At 59.2% G+C, this 12,707-nt stretch carries 13 protein-coding genes; 5 read left to right on the top strand and 8 right to left on the bottom strand.

The features are described 5' to 3' along the window. The first annotated feature begins 74 nt into the window (after positions 1-74). Positions 75-1,019: an alpha/beta hydrolase gene (locus IC37_RS05510; RefSeq protein ID WP_030131868.1), complete on the top strand. Its 945-nt coding sequence runs from the start codon at positions 75-77 to the stop codon at positions 1,017-1,019. Between the two features lie 41 nt (positions 1,020-1,060). Beyond that, positions 1,061-1,531 (top strand): MaoC family dehydratase, encoded by a 471-nt coding sequence (locus IC37_RS05505; RefSeq protein WP_007934748.1) that lies wholly within the window; start codon positions 1,061-1,063, stop codon positions 1,529-1,531. Between the two features lie 262 nt (positions 1,532-1,793). On the opposite strand, the gene IC37_RS05500 is transcribed toward IC37_RS05505, so the two are convergent. Beyond that, entirely contained in the window at positions 1,794-2,261 is a 468-nt protein-coding gene (locus IC37_RS05500; RefSeq protein WP_030131867.1) for a PA2169 family four-helix-bundle protein, read from the bottom strand. A gap of 205 nt (positions 2,262-2,466) precedes the next feature. On the opposite strand from IC37_RS05500, the gene IC37_RS05495 reads away from it, so the two are divergent. Both IC37_RS05495 and IC37_RS05490 read left to right on the top strand, forming a co-directional pair. Beyond that, a complete protein-coding gene (locus IC37_RS05495) occupies positions 2,467-2,703 on the top strand; it encodes a DUF3820 family protein (RefSeq protein WP_007949456.1) in 237 nt (78 codons plus the stop codon). Positions 2,704-2,728: 25 nt separating this feature from the next. Beyond that, a complete protein-coding gene (locus IC37_RS05490) occupies positions 2,729-3,910 on the top strand; it encodes an aminotransferase class V-fold PLP-dependent enzyme (protein WP_030131866.1) in 1,182 nt (393 codons plus the stop codon). Between the two features lie 2 nt (positions 3,911-3,912). Here the strand turns inward: IC37_RS05490 and IC37_RS05485 are convergent, their stop codons facing one another. The 4 genes from IC37_RS05485 to zwf form a co-directional block, all read right to left on the bottom strand. Then, a complete protein-coding gene (locus IC37_RS05485) occupies positions 3,913-4,638 on the bottom strand; it encodes an intradiol ring-cleavage dioxygenase (protein ID WP_030131865.1) in 726 nt (241 codons plus the stop codon). A gap of 199 nt (positions 4,639-4,837) precedes the next feature. After that, entirely contained in the window at positions 4,838-5,503 is a 666-nt protein-coding gene (locus IC37_RS05480) for a bifunctional 4-hydroxy-2-oxoglutarate aldolase/2-dehydro-3-deoxy-phosphogluconate aldolase (protein ID WP_008072964.1), read from the bottom strand. 17 nt (positions 5,504-5,520) lie between these two features. After that, positions 5,521-6,234 (bottom strand): 6-phosphogluconolactonase, encoded by a 714-nt coding sequence (gene pgl / locus IC37_RS05475; RefSeq protein WP_030131864.1) that lies wholly within the window; start codon positions 6,232-6,234, stop codon positions 5,521-5,523. Further along, positions 6,221-7,690 (bottom strand): glucose-6-phosphate dehydrogenase, encoded by a 1,470-nt coding sequence (gene zwf / locus IC37_RS05470; RefSeq protein ID WP_030131863.1) that lies wholly within the window; start codon positions 7,688-7,690, stop codon positions 6,221-6,223. The genes pgl and zwf overlap by 14 nt, the downstream gene beginning before the upstream one ends. 228 nt (positions 7,691-7,918) lie before the next feature. On the opposite strand from zwf, the gene IC37_RS05465 reads away from it, so the two are divergent. Next, the gene (locus tag IC37_RS05465) at positions 7,919-8,779 is read left to right on the top strand and encodes a MurR/RpiR family transcriptional regulator (RefSeq protein WP_177318273.1); all 861 of its coding nucleotides are present in this window, start codon (positions 7,919-7,921) and stop codon (positions 8,777-8,779) included. A 111-nt stretch (positions 8,780-8,890) separates the two neighbouring features. Here IC37_RS05465 and IC37_RS05460 read toward each other — a convergent pair whose 3' ends face one another. The 3 genes from IC37_RS05460 to IC37_RS05450 form a co-directional block, all read right to left on the bottom strand. Beyond that, entirely contained in the window at positions 8,891-9,745 is an 855-nt protein-coding gene (locus IC37_RS05460; protein ID WP_030131862.1) for a D-hexose-6-phosphate mutarotase, read from the bottom strand. Positions 9,746-9,976: 231 nt separating this feature from the next. Then, positions 9,977-11,323: a carbohydrate porin gene (locus IC37_RS05455; RefSeq protein WP_030131861.1), complete on the bottom strand. Its 1,347-nt coding sequence runs from the start codon at positions 11,321-11,323 to the stop codon at positions 9,977-9,979. Between the two features lie 223 nt (positions 11,324-11,546). After that, positions 11,547-12,707 (bottom strand): ABC transporter ATP-binding protein, encoded by a 1,161-nt coding sequence (locus IC37_RS05450; protein ID WP_030131860.1) that lies wholly within the window; start codon positions 12,705-12,707, stop codon positions 11,547-11,549.

Raw genomic sequence — 12,707 nt, 5'->3', positions numbered from 1 at the left:
CGGATGCGCTATACAATGCAGCGGGGCTGTTTTCCACCCAGCAGTCTCATGCAGTCCAACGCAAAGGAATCGCCATGATCCACGACACTTTCTGGCTGACCGCGAGTGACCGCAGCCGCCTTTTCGTCAACCAGTGGCTGCCGGCCGCGCCGCTCAAGGCGGTGATCCTGCTGGCCCACGGCATGGCAGAACACAGCGGTCGCTACGGCCGTCTGGCGCAAGCATGCTGTGATCAGGATTACGGCGTTTATGCGCCGGACCTGCGTGGACATGGCAAAACTGCCGAAAACGGCACCCTGGGCCATTTCGCCGACGATGATGGCTGGTGCAAAGTGGTCGGCGACCTGGCCAGCCTTAACCAACACATCGGCCAACAGCATCCCGGCGTGCCGATCGTGTTGCTGGGTCACAGCATGGGAAGTTACATCGCCCAGGCTTATTTGCTGCACCACAGCGCCAGCCTGCACGGGGCGATTCTCAGCGGCTCGAATTTCCAGCCTATAGCGCTCTATCGCGCAGCACGACAGATTGCTCGCCTCGAACGCCTGCGTCAGGGCCCAAAGGGGTGCAGTGCGCTGATCGAGTGGCTGTCATTCGGCTCATTCAACAAGAAATTCAAACCGGCGCGCACGCCGTTCGACTGGCTGAGCCGCGACCCGGCCGAAGTCGACAAATACGCCAATGACCCGCTCTGCGGCTTTCGCTGCACCAATCAACTGTGGATCGATTTGCTCGGCGGCTTGCAGCAAATCAGCAAAGCGTCCAATCTCGCCCAGATCGATCCGGGCCTGCCGCTGCTGGTGATTGGCGGCGAATGTGATCCGGTGAGCGAAGGCAAACGTCTGAAAGATCTGGCCCACGCCCTGCGCGACGCTGGCTGCCAGAGTCTGCAGCTGACGATTTACCCGCAGGCCAGGCATGAACTGTTCAACGAGAGCAACCGCGACGAAGTGATGGCCGATGTGCTGAACTGGATCGCCCAAGCCTTGAGCGCTCGCCGGCCACCCAGAACCGAATAATTTTTTGTGTGTTTTTTAATTCGTCACAGGAATCGAGACAGATGACCCAGGTTACCAACACCCCTTACGAAGCCCTCGAAATCGGCCAGACCGCCAGCTATAGCAAAACCGTCGAAGAGCGCGACATTCAGTTGTTCGCCGCGATGTCCGGCGACCACAACCCGGTGCACCTGGACGCCGAATTCGCCGCCGCCAGCATGTTCAAGGAGCGTATCGCCCACGGCATGTTCAGCGGCGCGTTGATCAGCGCGGCGGTGGCTTGCGAGTTGCCTGGGCCGGGGACTATTTATATCGGTCAGACGATGAGTTTTCAGAAACCGGTGAAGATTGGCGACACCCTGACCGTGCGCCTGGAGATTCTTGAAAAACTGCCGAAGTTTCGTGTGCGTATCGCCACGCGGGTGTTCAACCAGCGCGACGAGCTGGTGGTGGACGGCGAGGCGGAGATTCTGGCGCCGCGCAAGCAACAGACCGTGACATTGCCGACGTTGCCGGCGATCAGCATCGGCTGATTTACGCTCACCTGTGGCTGGGCTTCCTGTGGCTAGGAGGCTTGCCTGTGGCGAGGGAGCTTGCTCCCGTTCGGCTGCGGAGCAGTCGTAAAAGCCGCCACCGCGCCTGATCAGCTGAATCGAGGTGCCCGATTGGGGGGCGCTGCGCACCCCAGCGGGAGCAAGCTCCCTCGCCACAGTGAATGCAGCGTCATCGTTCGCCTACAATCCCGAACACAAAAAAACGCCAGACTGGCTGGCGTTTTTGACAGATAACGAACGCTTACGAGCGTGCGCGAGCCTGATTACGTAGCGCTTTCACCTGATCGTGATTGCGTTGCACGCCGTGATACTGACGTTCAACGATGTCACGAATGCTTGCCAGGTTGTTCTTGTTAATTTTTTCCAGTGCTTCCCTGTAAGACTTCAGCGCATGGTCTTCACCGCGTTCGGCCTCGTTCAGCACTGCCTCTTCATCCTTGCCGGTGAACATAGCCTTCACGTCGACCCACCGACGATGCATATCGCCGCTGACACTGGTGGAAGTTTCCGGATCACCGCCCAGGGAACGCACAGTCGCCTGCAGCTCGGCCGCAGCGGCAGCGCAATCGGCGGAGCGCTGAACGAACAGGGTTTTGAGTTCTGGATTTTTGATGTCTTCGGCGCAAGTCTTGAACCCTTCCTGACCGTCTTTACTGGTTTCAATCAGGTCGTTGAGTACAGAGATCGCTTCTTTGTTGATGTCGGTCATTTTTCAATTCCTTGCGGTTGATGAAAGATGCAATAAGTAGTTGCACCCTGCATGCCAGCTTTGAATTGACGTCTTTTTACTTATATTTCAATTGGTTGGCTTTTAGCGCGAGATCTGTATCCGCTTTTTTTGCATGATCTGTCATTTGGCCTGCATGCAGAATGCCTGTATTTTCCAGACTGCTTTGAATCAAGACGAACTGATGATGAATCCCGAAAAGCTCGAACTGCTGATTACCCGCGAAATGCCCTTCGGCAAATACAAGGGCCGCATCATCGCTGACCTGCCAGGCCAGTACCTGAACTGGTTCGCTCGCGAAGGTTTCCCCCATGGTGAACTCGGCGGTTTGCTGGCCTTGATGCAGGAAATCGACCACAACGGTTTGTCGGAGCTGCTCGAACCGCTGCGCGCCAAACACGGCAAACCCGCCCCTCGCCACTGACCCGCCCTACTTCACCGAGTTGCTCATGCCCGATAACACCCGCCGCTCCCGTGATGAAGCCTTTTGGCTGACCTTTGCCGACCGCTATGCTGTCGAGCCCGGCCCTCTGAACCTGGAGAACGGTTACTTCGGGCGCATGTCGCGCACCGTGGTCGAGGAGTATCAGCGCAACATCGAACTGATCAACCGCGGCAACTCGGTGCATGTGCGCCAGCGCTTCGAACAGGGCGAAAGCGTCAAGATTCGTGGGCAACTGGCCGAGCTGATCGGTGCCCCCGCCGAAGCCGTCGCCCTCACCCGCAACGCCTCGGACGGCCTGCAATCGCTGATCCGCAACTACAACCGCCTGGAACCGGGCGATCAGGTGTTGATAGGCGATCTGGAGTACGACACGGTCAAGGGCGCGATGCGTTGGCTGGCGCGCTATCGAGGTGTGGAAGTGATCGAAATCGAACACCGCCACCCCGCCAGTTTCGACAGTTTACTGGCCACTTACCGCGAAGCTTTCATGCGTTATCCGCGACTGAAGCTGATGGCCCTGACCCACGTCACCCATCGCACCGGACTGGTCATGCCGGTGCAGGCGATTGCCGCTGCCGCCAGGGAATACGGCATCGACGTGATCCTCGACGGCGCCCATGCCCTCGGCCAGATCGAGTTCAATCTCGATGAGCTGGGCATCGCCTTTGCCGGCTACAACCTGCACAAATGGATCGGTGCGCCGCTGACCCTCGGTTTCATTTACATCGCGCCCCAGCGCCTGGCCGACATCGACCCGGACATGGGTGAGATGCATTTCCCGGTCACCGACATTCGCGCCCGCACGCCCTACAGCACGCCCAATATTCCGGCCCTGCTGACCCTGCCGCTGGTGTTCGAAGAACATCGCGCCATGGGCGGTTCCGTCGCCAAGGGCGCGCGGCTCAATTACCTGCGCAACCGATGGGTCGATGCCGTTCGGGGGTTACCGGGAATCGAAGTCATGACCCCGAATGACCCGCGCCTGTATTGCGCCATTACCTCGATGCGCTTTACCCGGCATGCCGATCAGCAGGCGATGGTCGAGCGCCTGCTCAACGACTACAACCTGTTTACCGTGGCGCGTAGCGGCGCAGCGTGTGGCCCGTGCATCCGCATTACGCCGGGGCTCACAACCACCGCAGCGGACATGGATCTGCTGGCCCGGGCGCTGAGCGAACTGCGTTGACATCACACGGTGTACTTGTCGAAATCCTCGGGTTTGATTTGCGATGACACCGCAAACGTGTCGACACCGATGGTCATGTGCCCGAAAAAGCCGTCTTCATTCGAGTCTCGACCGATGGCGTGAACGTTCAGGGTCGAGGCTTCCCCCCCCATGGTTTCATAGAAAAAATCTTGATCGTTGGTCAGCGGTGAGACGGCTCGACCACTGTACTCACGGGTGTTAAGCACCGATCTTGATGCGATCTCGGGAAAATAAAGTTGCCCGACCCAAGCGACATGCCGCTCTTCCAGATAGTTGTTGCCGGCCGTGATGCGGACAGCGACGTGGATGTGCAGGGCGCGTCCAGCGTAATACCCCGGATAAATGGTGGTAAACCGCACGATGCCTTTTTTGTCCGTGAATTGGCCACCGCGCAGGTAAGTGTCGTCATCGGTACGCGGGATCGAGCCGATATCACCGACGTCGACCTCCTTGTCCGGGTCGACCTTGCTCCAGCCCGAATACGCCCCGCGCGCGTTGCAATGCCAGATATCGACCACAGCCTCCGTGACCGGTTGACCGGTCATCGCATCGACGATCGTCAGTCGCAGCACCAGGGGGATGCCATCCATGCCTTCGCTGATGTTTCGCCTGATCAGTTTGGGGTTTCGAAAATACGGGCCGGCGATCTGTTCGGGTGACAGTTGGCACACCGGTGGTGGGGATGTAATTGCAGTGTTGTCGTCCATGACGTTCTCTCTTCCATAAGATGAACGCAGGTTAACGCTAGACGAGCGGCGAGATGCGGTAACTATGTATCGCATCTTTTCCTCAAAAAAACGGCGTGGCAGCCATAAGGCTTTTTTTTAGGCAAAAAAAACGGTGCACCGACCAAGTGCACCGTAAAGCCGTAGAACACACAACGAAGTGTTTGGTAAATCCGGTGAATCAGTCCAGCAGGGCCAGCGCCTCGGCGGTGCATTCCTGGATGCGGGCCCAGTCGCCATTCTTGATCCACTCGGGGTCAAGCATCCAGCTACCGCCCACGCACATCACGTTTTTCAACGCCATGTAGCTCTTGATGTTGGCCGGGCTGACGCCGCCGGTCGGGCAGAATTTTACTTCGCCGAACGGGCCGCCCAGCGCCTTGATGGCCGCGACGCCGCCACTGACTTCCGCCGGGAACAGCTTGAAGCGGCGATAACCCAGGCTATAACCTTCCATGATGCCGGAGGCGTTGCTGATGCCCGGCAACAGCGGGATCGGGCTGCCGACACTGGCTTCAAGCAGGTCACGGGTGATGCCCGGCGTCACGATGAATTGCGAACCGGCCGCTTCGGCAGCGGCCAGCATGCTGCGATCAAGCACAGTGCCGGCACCGGTCACCAGTTCCGGACGCTGCTCGCGCAGGATCTGGATCGCCTTGAGACCGAACTGCGAACGCAGGGTCACTTCCAGCGCCGTCAGGCCACCGGCCGCCAGGGCGTCGGCCAACGGCAGCACGTCCTGTTCACGAGCGATGGTGATCACCGGCAGGATCCGCGCCTTGGCGCAGAGGCTGTCGATCAGGGCAACTTTGTCCGCCATGGAAACGGTCGGGGATGTGTTTGTCATAGCGGCTGATCCTTGGTTCATGGGCACCAGTAAATCTCTAACGTAGGTTGCAGAAACGCCCGAATCGGCATGGCAGCGACATCGTCACCGGCCAGTGCGGCATTCAGCGTGGTCAGCTTGGACTGACCGGAAATCGATAGAACAGTGTGCTTCGCCGAGGCCAGCAGCGCGCGACTCATGGTCAGGCGCTGATGGGGCACGGTTGGCGCCAGCATCGGCCAGCAACGACGAGTGCCGTCGATTTTCAAGGCGTCGGCCAGGTTCGGGCTGTTGGGGAACAGCGACGCGGTATGACCGTCGTCACCCATGCCCAGCACCAGCACGTCGATCGACGGCAATTCGGCGAGCAAGCGATCAGCCTGTTCGGCGGCCTGCTCCAGATTGGCGGTGGCACTGTAGAGGCTCAGGAACTGAGCTTTGGCCGCCGGGCCTTGCAACAGGTAACGCTTGAGCAGGCCGGCATTGCTGTCGGCATGTTCCACCGGCACCCAGCGCTCGTCAGCCAGGCTGACCACTACTTTCGACCAGTCCAGCGCCTGCTTGGCCAAGTGCTGAAAAAACGCCACCGGGCTACGTCCACCGGACACCACCAGCGTCGCGGCGCCTTGTGCGGCAATCGCGTCGCTCAGTTGTTTGGCCACCGCCAATGCCAGGCCTTCGGCCAGCAGCACCGGGCTTTTGAACTCATGGGCGCTGACGCCCTGAGGCAGTTTCAATTCAGATATCGCCATACCACGACCTCCCGTCCCGCGTAATCAGTGCAATGGAGCTCATCGGCCCCCATGACCCGGCCGCGTACGGCTTGGGCGCATCACCGGATTTTTTCCACCCGGCGATTAACTGGTCACACCACTTCCACGCGGCTTCGATTTCATCTTTACGGACAAACAAATTCTGATTGCCGCGCATCACTTCCAGCAACAACCGCTCGTAGGCGTCGGGAATCCGCGCGCTGCGATAAGTGTCGGAAAAATTCAGCTGCAACGGACCGCTGCGCAGCTGCATGCCCTTGTCCAGGCCTTGTTCTTTGGTCATCACACGCAAGGAAATGCCTTCGTCCGGTTGCAGGCGGATGATCAGTTTGTTGCTGATCTGCAAGCGCTGCTCGGGGGCGAAGATGTAGTGCGACGGTTCCTTGAAATGGATGACGATCTGCGACAGCTTTTGCGGCATGCGCTTGCCGGTACGCAGGTAAAACGGCACGCCGGCCCAGCGCCAGTTGCGAATGTCGGCACGCAGGGCGACGAAGGTTTCGGTATCGCTCTGGGTGTTGGAATTAGGCTCCTCCAGATACCCGGGTACCGATTTGCCTTCGCTGTGGCCGGCGATGTACTGACCGCGCACCACTTGAGTGGTCAGGCCTTCCGGACTGATCGGCGCCAGCGCCTTGAGGACTTTGACTTTCTCGTCGCGGATACTGTCGGCGGACAGATCAGCTGGCGGGTCCATGGCGATCAGGCAGAGCAATTGCAGCAGGTGATTCTGGATCATGTCCCGCAACTGCCCGGCCTTGTCGAAATAGCCCCAACGGCCTTCGATCCCGACCTGCTCGGCCACGGTGATTTCCACGTGGGAAATGTAATTCTGGTTCCACTGGGTTTCGAACAGGCTGTTGGCGAAACGCAGGGCGATCAGGTTCTGTACGGTCTCTTTGCCCAGGTAGTGGTCGATGCGGTAAGTGCGGTTCTCCGGGAAGAACTGCGCTACGGCGTCGTTGACCTTGCGCGAGGATTCCAGGTCCGAACCGATGGGTTTTTCCAGCACCACGCGGGTGTTTTCGGTCAGGCCGACCTTCGACAGGTTCTCGCAAATAGCGCCATAAACCGCCGCCGGGGTGGCGAAGTAGGCAATCACCCGCTGGGCACTGCCAGCCTGCTCGGCCAAGGCGACATAGTCGTCAGTCTTGAGGAAGTCGACGTGCAGGTAGCTCAAACGGGCCAGGAAGCGCTCGACCACCGCTTCATCCAGCTCTTTGGCACCCACGTAACGGCGCAGCTCAGTGGCGATGAATGCCAGATGCTGTTGCTCGCTGCCGGGTTCACGGGCCAGCGCGATAATGCGCGTATCCTCATGAAGCAGGCCGGCACCATCGAGTTGATAGAGGGCAGGAAACAGCTTGCGCAAGGCCAGATCGCCGAGAGCGCCGAACAAGGCAAAGGTGCAAGGTTCAACCGTAATCGAAGGCATGATGTTTGTTCTTTTATCAAGTTAAGCTACAAATACCTTTTTTCAAGGCATCACTCAAGGGAAAATGTAGTAATAACCACAACATTTTCGCAAAATATAGATTCCGAGTGGTGGTCGGTCGGAGCCATCAGTAGGATAGGCCACCGTTATGGGCCGTATCAAAGGCCCAATTTGCATTAGCCGAACGCTTATTTGCGCTGCTGACCTAAGGAACATGAAATGGACCGCGTGCGAAATTTACTGGAACAGATCCAGAATCGCCTTGAAGACCTGAACAAGGCAGAACGCAAAGTCGCCGAAGTGATCCTGCTCAACCCGCAGCAGGCCACCCGGTTCAGTATCGCCGCCCTCGCCCAGGCCGCTTCGGTCAGCGAACCGACGGTCAACCGTTTTTGCCGCTCGTTCGGTGTCAGCGGCTACCCGGAACTGAAACTGCAGCTGGCCCAGAGTCTGGCCAGTGGCGCGGCGTATGTCAGCCGCGCGGTGGAAGCCGACGACAACCCGGAAGCCTACACTCAGAAAATCTTCGGCAGCGCGATCGCGTCCCTGGACAGCGCCTGCCAGGCATTGGACCCGAACCTGATCAGCCGTGCCGTCGACCTGTTGATCCAGGCCCGGCAGATCCACTTCTTCGGCCTCGGGGCCTCGGCACCGGTGGCGCTGGATGCGCAGCACAAGTTCTTCCGCTTCAACCTGGCAGTGACCGCCCATGCCGACGTGCTGATGCAACGCATGATCGCCTCGGTGGCCCATACCGGTGAGTTGTTCGTGATCATTTCCTACACCGGTCGCACCCGCGAACTGGTGGAAGTGGCGCGCATCGCCCGGGAAAACGGCGCTTCGGTACTGGGCCTGACGGCCGAGGGTTCGCCGCTGGCCAAGGCCAGCACCTTGAGCCTGAATATTCCACTGCCGGAAGACACCGACATCTATATGCCGATGACGTCACGGATCATTCAGCTGACCGTGCTCGATGTGCTCGCCACCGGCATGACCCTGCGCCGGGGCGTGGATTTCCAGCCGCATCTGCGCAAGATCAAGGAAAGCCTGAATGCCAGTCGGTATCCGATTGGCGATGAGTTTAATTAACCCACCATGATCGTTCCCACGCTCTGCGTGGGAATGCCTCTAGGGACGCTCCGCGTCCAGTGACGCGGAGCGTCACGGGCTGCATTCCCACGCGGAGCGTGGGAACGATCACTACATTCCCACCCGCGCCTGCAAACTCAAATGCGCCCGCTCCCCCGGCGGCAGGCACAGGCTGTCGGTGCCGCCGCTGGCCGCTTCCACACAGACAAACTCTGAAATCTCGTTCCAGCTCACGCCCAGCAATGGCCGCGAGCCCGGATGCCAGACCACCGTGTCCGCATGGTCACCGGTGTCGATGCACAGTTCCCGCTGCCAGGCGTGGTCCTTGAGCTGCAATTCGCCGTCATGCTGGAACACTCGCTGACAACCGCCGTCGACCCGCAACTCACCTTCCTGCTGGCAAATCTGGCGGTTCAACTGGTCGTAACCTTGCGCGCCGTCGAGCCCAGACAGCGCTACCTCACCCACGTCACCAATACGCCAATAGGCGTGCAACGCCTGGCTCAACTGGCACGGCATGTCGTCCTGATGCTCGGTGCTCAGGTGCAAATCCATGCGCTCGCCCAGGTGTGCGTGCAAGTCCACTTGCCAGTCGCACAGCTGTAACTTCCAGTGCAGATGCACGCCATCGTCATCACTGCTGCTGTCGAGCAGTTTCCAGTCGAGCAAACGCGCCCAGCCATGGGACGGCCAGGCGTTTTCGCTCGGATGACGGCCGTACCACGGCCAGCACACCGGCACGCCGCCGCGAATCGCGCCGACATGGGGCCACTTCGCCGCGCACCACAGCCAGGGTTTCTGACCCTTTGGCTGGAAGTGCAGCAACTGCGCGCCCTGACGACTGAACACCGCCTGACACAGCGGATGGTCGATCACCAGCACATCGCGCATCTGATAGCGCTCCCATGCAAACACCGGACGTTCGCGCAAGGATTTGAAGAAGCGTTGTAGCGGATGCTCAAGCATGTGCCACGGTCCTGAAAATCATTTTTCTACCTGATCGTTCCCACGCTCTGCGTGGGAATGCATCCCGTGACGCTCTGCGTCACATACGATGGACGCAGAGCGTCCAGAGCGGCGTTACCACGCAGAGCGTGGGAACGATCTGTCCAAGGGGTGTGCTGCCCCCAAAAAAAAGCGGACAGCCATGGCCGTCCGCAAAAATGCGCACATAGAGAGGAGCTTATCGCAACAGCGTTAGAACACCGACTGAATTTTCAGACCGGCGACCAGCGCGTTGTCGACTTCATCCACACCACCTGGGTGAGTGATGTATTGCAGGTTAGGACGTACGGTCAGCCAGTTGGTGACGTGGAAGCCGTAGTTGATCTCGTAGTTGTACTCGGTGGTACGCAGTGGCGAGAACAGCGGATCTTCGTAGTCGCTGACACCATTGGCTGCGTTGGTCAGCTCGGCGTTTTTCTTCACGTCATCGTTGACATGGATACGGGAGAAACCGATCCCGACGTCATCTTTAGGACGCGCATCGAACGGCCCCTTGTACACAAACATCAACGACTGGTAGTTGTCGACGACGTTGGTGTCCTTGTCGTGGAAGGTGGCGTTGGCCGCGATGTTCAGACCGCGTGAAGCATCGCCGTTGTGGGTGGTGAGTTGTTGCTGCGCCACGAACCAGTAGCCATGCTTGCTGTCGTGGCTGCGATAGGCGTTGCCGGTGGTCGCTGCATCATTGCCGTTGTCGTCTTTACGGACGTCATCGGCGTTGGCAGTGCTCTTGTAGTAACCGACACGGTATTCGCCCGGCAGGTCGTTGACCTTCGGTGACCAGACCAGTTCGACCGGCAAGACGGTGCCCTTGGTACCACTGCCGCTGAGCTTGAAGCCGTTACCGTGCTCCAGTTGCGACGGGTTCTGGTTGTACGCGCCGATCTGCGCATAAAACTCAGGAGTGATGTTGTACTTCACGCGAACCGCCGCCTGCATGACCGGCCAGTTGTACCAGATGTTGGTAGCCCAGTTACCCGCTTGTGAACCGCAGAACGCCAGGTTCTGGAATTCGCATGGGAAGGTGTTGAAGTCTTCGCCTTCGCCGAAGTAACCGGCCTTGACGTCCAGTTTACCGTCCAGGAACTGGTGCTTGATCCACAACTGGGTCAGACGGACCATGTGGCCACGGCCGTAGACTTCCTGGGAGGAACTCAAGGTGCCGGCACGCGGGTCGCCGACACGGTCATTGGAGATGTTCTGACCGTTACGGTTGGTGAGCTGGATCTTGGCCTGGGTGTTATCCCAGCCCCACAGTTTTTCCAGGTCCAGCGCCACGCCCAAGCCAAACTGGTCGGCGTAACGCGCGGTCTTGTCGTCGTTATAGCCGCCATGCAGGTTGGCGCCCACTTCACCGACGTAGTCGGCCTTGATGTCGATACCTTGTTCGATCAGCCTGGTCCGCTCACCACCCCAATCCCCCGTCATCCACTGCGAGTCGGCACTGAACGCGTCAGCCGCGTGTGCGCTACCGGCCATAGTCATCATCGCAAGCGCAGACAATTGGCAGATAAGCTGAGCGTTGTTCTTCTTCTTCATCCCTACAATCCTCGTCTTTATTGTTATTAACTGTTTTTATCTAACGCGGTTTACAACGGTTGTGACGGATGGCGAGCACCCGCCACAAATCCCCCTGTGGGAACGGGCTTGTGTGGGAGCCTGGCTTGCCTGCGATGGCATCAACTCGGTTCAACGTTGAACCGAGTCGCCTGCATCGCGGGCAAGCCCGGCTCCCACACAACCCCATTCCCACATTTGATCTTTATCTGCCTTTGAACTGCGCTACGTTGGCGCTGTGAGCTTCGGTTTTCGGCAGGCCGGCCACCCCCAGGCGTTCACCGGTCTTGGCGTCGAACAACAGCACTTTCGATGGATCGAATTGCAGGGTCAGAGTCTCGCCCACGGCCGGCGCGACGTCCGGTGCCAGGCGGCAGCAGACTTTGGTGTCGTTGAGGTTGACGAATACCAGGGTGTCGGGGCCGGTCGGTTCGGTGACCTGCACTTCGGCGCGAATGGTCGGCAAACCATTCGGCTCGCCGTTCGCCAGTACGATCTGTTCCGGGCGCATGCCGAGGATCACTTCGCGGTCTTCGAGCCCGGCGTCCTGCATTCCCAGCGGCAATTCGCAGCGCGCCTGACCACTGTCGAGCAGTGCTATCAACCGACCTTCCTTACGTTGCAAACGCAGGGGGATGAAGTTCATCGGCGGCGAACCGATGAAGCTCGCTACGAACAGGTTGGCCGGGTTGTTGTAGATGTCTTTCGGCGTGCCGAACTGCTGAATGATCCCATCCTTCATCACCGCCACTTTGTCGCCCAACGTCATGGCTTCGATCTGGTCGTGGGTCACGTAGACCGTGGTGGTTTTCAGGCGCTGGTGCATCAGTTTCATTTCCGTGCGCATCTCAACCCGCAGCTTGGCGTCGAGGTTGGACAGCGGTTCGTCGAACAGGTAAATCTTCGGCCGCCGCGCCAGCGCCCGGCCCATGGCCACGCGCTGTTGCTGACCACCGGAGAGCTGACCGGGCTTACGGCTGAGCAGGTGTTCGATTTGCAGCAGCTTGGCCACGCGAGCGACTTCTTCGTCGATTTCGGCGGTGGGCATTTTGCGAATCTTCAGGCCGAACGCGATGTTGTCGCGCACGCTCATGGTCGGGTACAGCGCGTAGGACTGGAACACCATGGCGATGTCGCGATCTTTCGGGCTCATGCCACTGATGTCGGCGTCGTCCACCAGGATCGCCCCGCCGCTGATGTTTTCCAGACCCGCAATGCAGTTCATCAAGGTGGATTTGCCACAGCCCGATGGACCGACCAGGATCAGGAATTCCCCGTCATCAATCTTCAGTTCGATGTTTTTCAGGGTGTCCGGCAAGCCGGCACCGTAGGTCTTGTTGACGTTGCGTAATTCGAGAGTTGCCAT

The sequence above is a fragment of the Pseudomonas sp. QTF5 genome (assembly GCF_000512695.2).
Classification (GTDB): Bacteria; Pseudomonadota; Gammaproteobacteria; order Pseudomonadales; family Pseudomonadaceae; genus Aquipseudomonas.
Note: the sequence above shows the minus strand (reverse complement) of the source record. Positions and strands in the feature narration are given on the sequence as shown.

Bases quoted from the DNA above. Each gene is read 5' to 3' on its own strand.
- IC37_RS05500 (WP_030131867.1), bottom strand. From the start codon at position 2,261: ATGACCGACATCAACAAAGAAGCGATCTCTGTACTCAACGACCTGATT.
- IC37_RS05485 (WP_030131865.1), bottom strand. From the start codon at position 4,638: ATGGACGACAACACTGCAATTACATCCCCACCACCGGTGTGCCAACTG.
- zwf (WP_030131863.1), bottom strand. From the start codon at position 7,690: ATGCCTTCGATTACGGTTGAACCTTGCACCTTTGCCTTGTTCGGCGCT.
- pgl (WP_030131864.1), bottom strand. From the start codon at position 6,234: ATGGCGATATCTGAATTGAAACTGCCTCAGGGCGTCAGCGCCCATGAG.
- IC37_RS05495 (WP_007949456.1), top strand. From the start codon at position 2,467: ATGAATCCCGAAAAGCTCGAACTGCTGATTACCCGCGAAATGCCCTTC.
- IC37_RS05455 (WP_030131861.1), bottom strand. From the start codon at position 11,323: ATGAAGAAGAAGAACAACGCTCAGCTTATCTGCCAATTGTCTGCGCTT.
- IC37_RS05480 (WP_008072964.1), bottom strand. From the start codon at position 5,503: ATGACAAACACATCCCCGACCGTTTCCATGGCGGACAAAGTTGCCCTG.
- IC37_RS05450 (WP_030131860.1), bottom strand. From the start codon at position 12,707: ATGGCAACTCTCGAATTACGCAACGTCAACAAGACCTACGGTGCCGGC.
- IC37_RS05460 (WP_030131862.1), bottom strand. From the start codon at position 9,745: ATGCTTGAGCATCCGCTACAACGCTTCTTCAAATCCTTGCGCGAACGT.
- IC37_RS05510 (WP_030131868.1), top strand. From the start codon at position 75: ATGATCCACGACACTTTCTGGCTGACCGCGAGTGACCGCAGCCGCCTT.
- IC37_RS05490 (WP_030131866.1), top strand. From the start codon at position 2,729: ATGCCCGATAACACCCGCCGCTCCCGTGATGAAGCCTTTTGGCTGACC.
- IC37_RS05505 (WP_007934748.1), top strand. From the start codon at position 1,061: ATGACCCAGGTTACCAACACCCCTTACGAAGCCCTCGAAATCGGCCAG.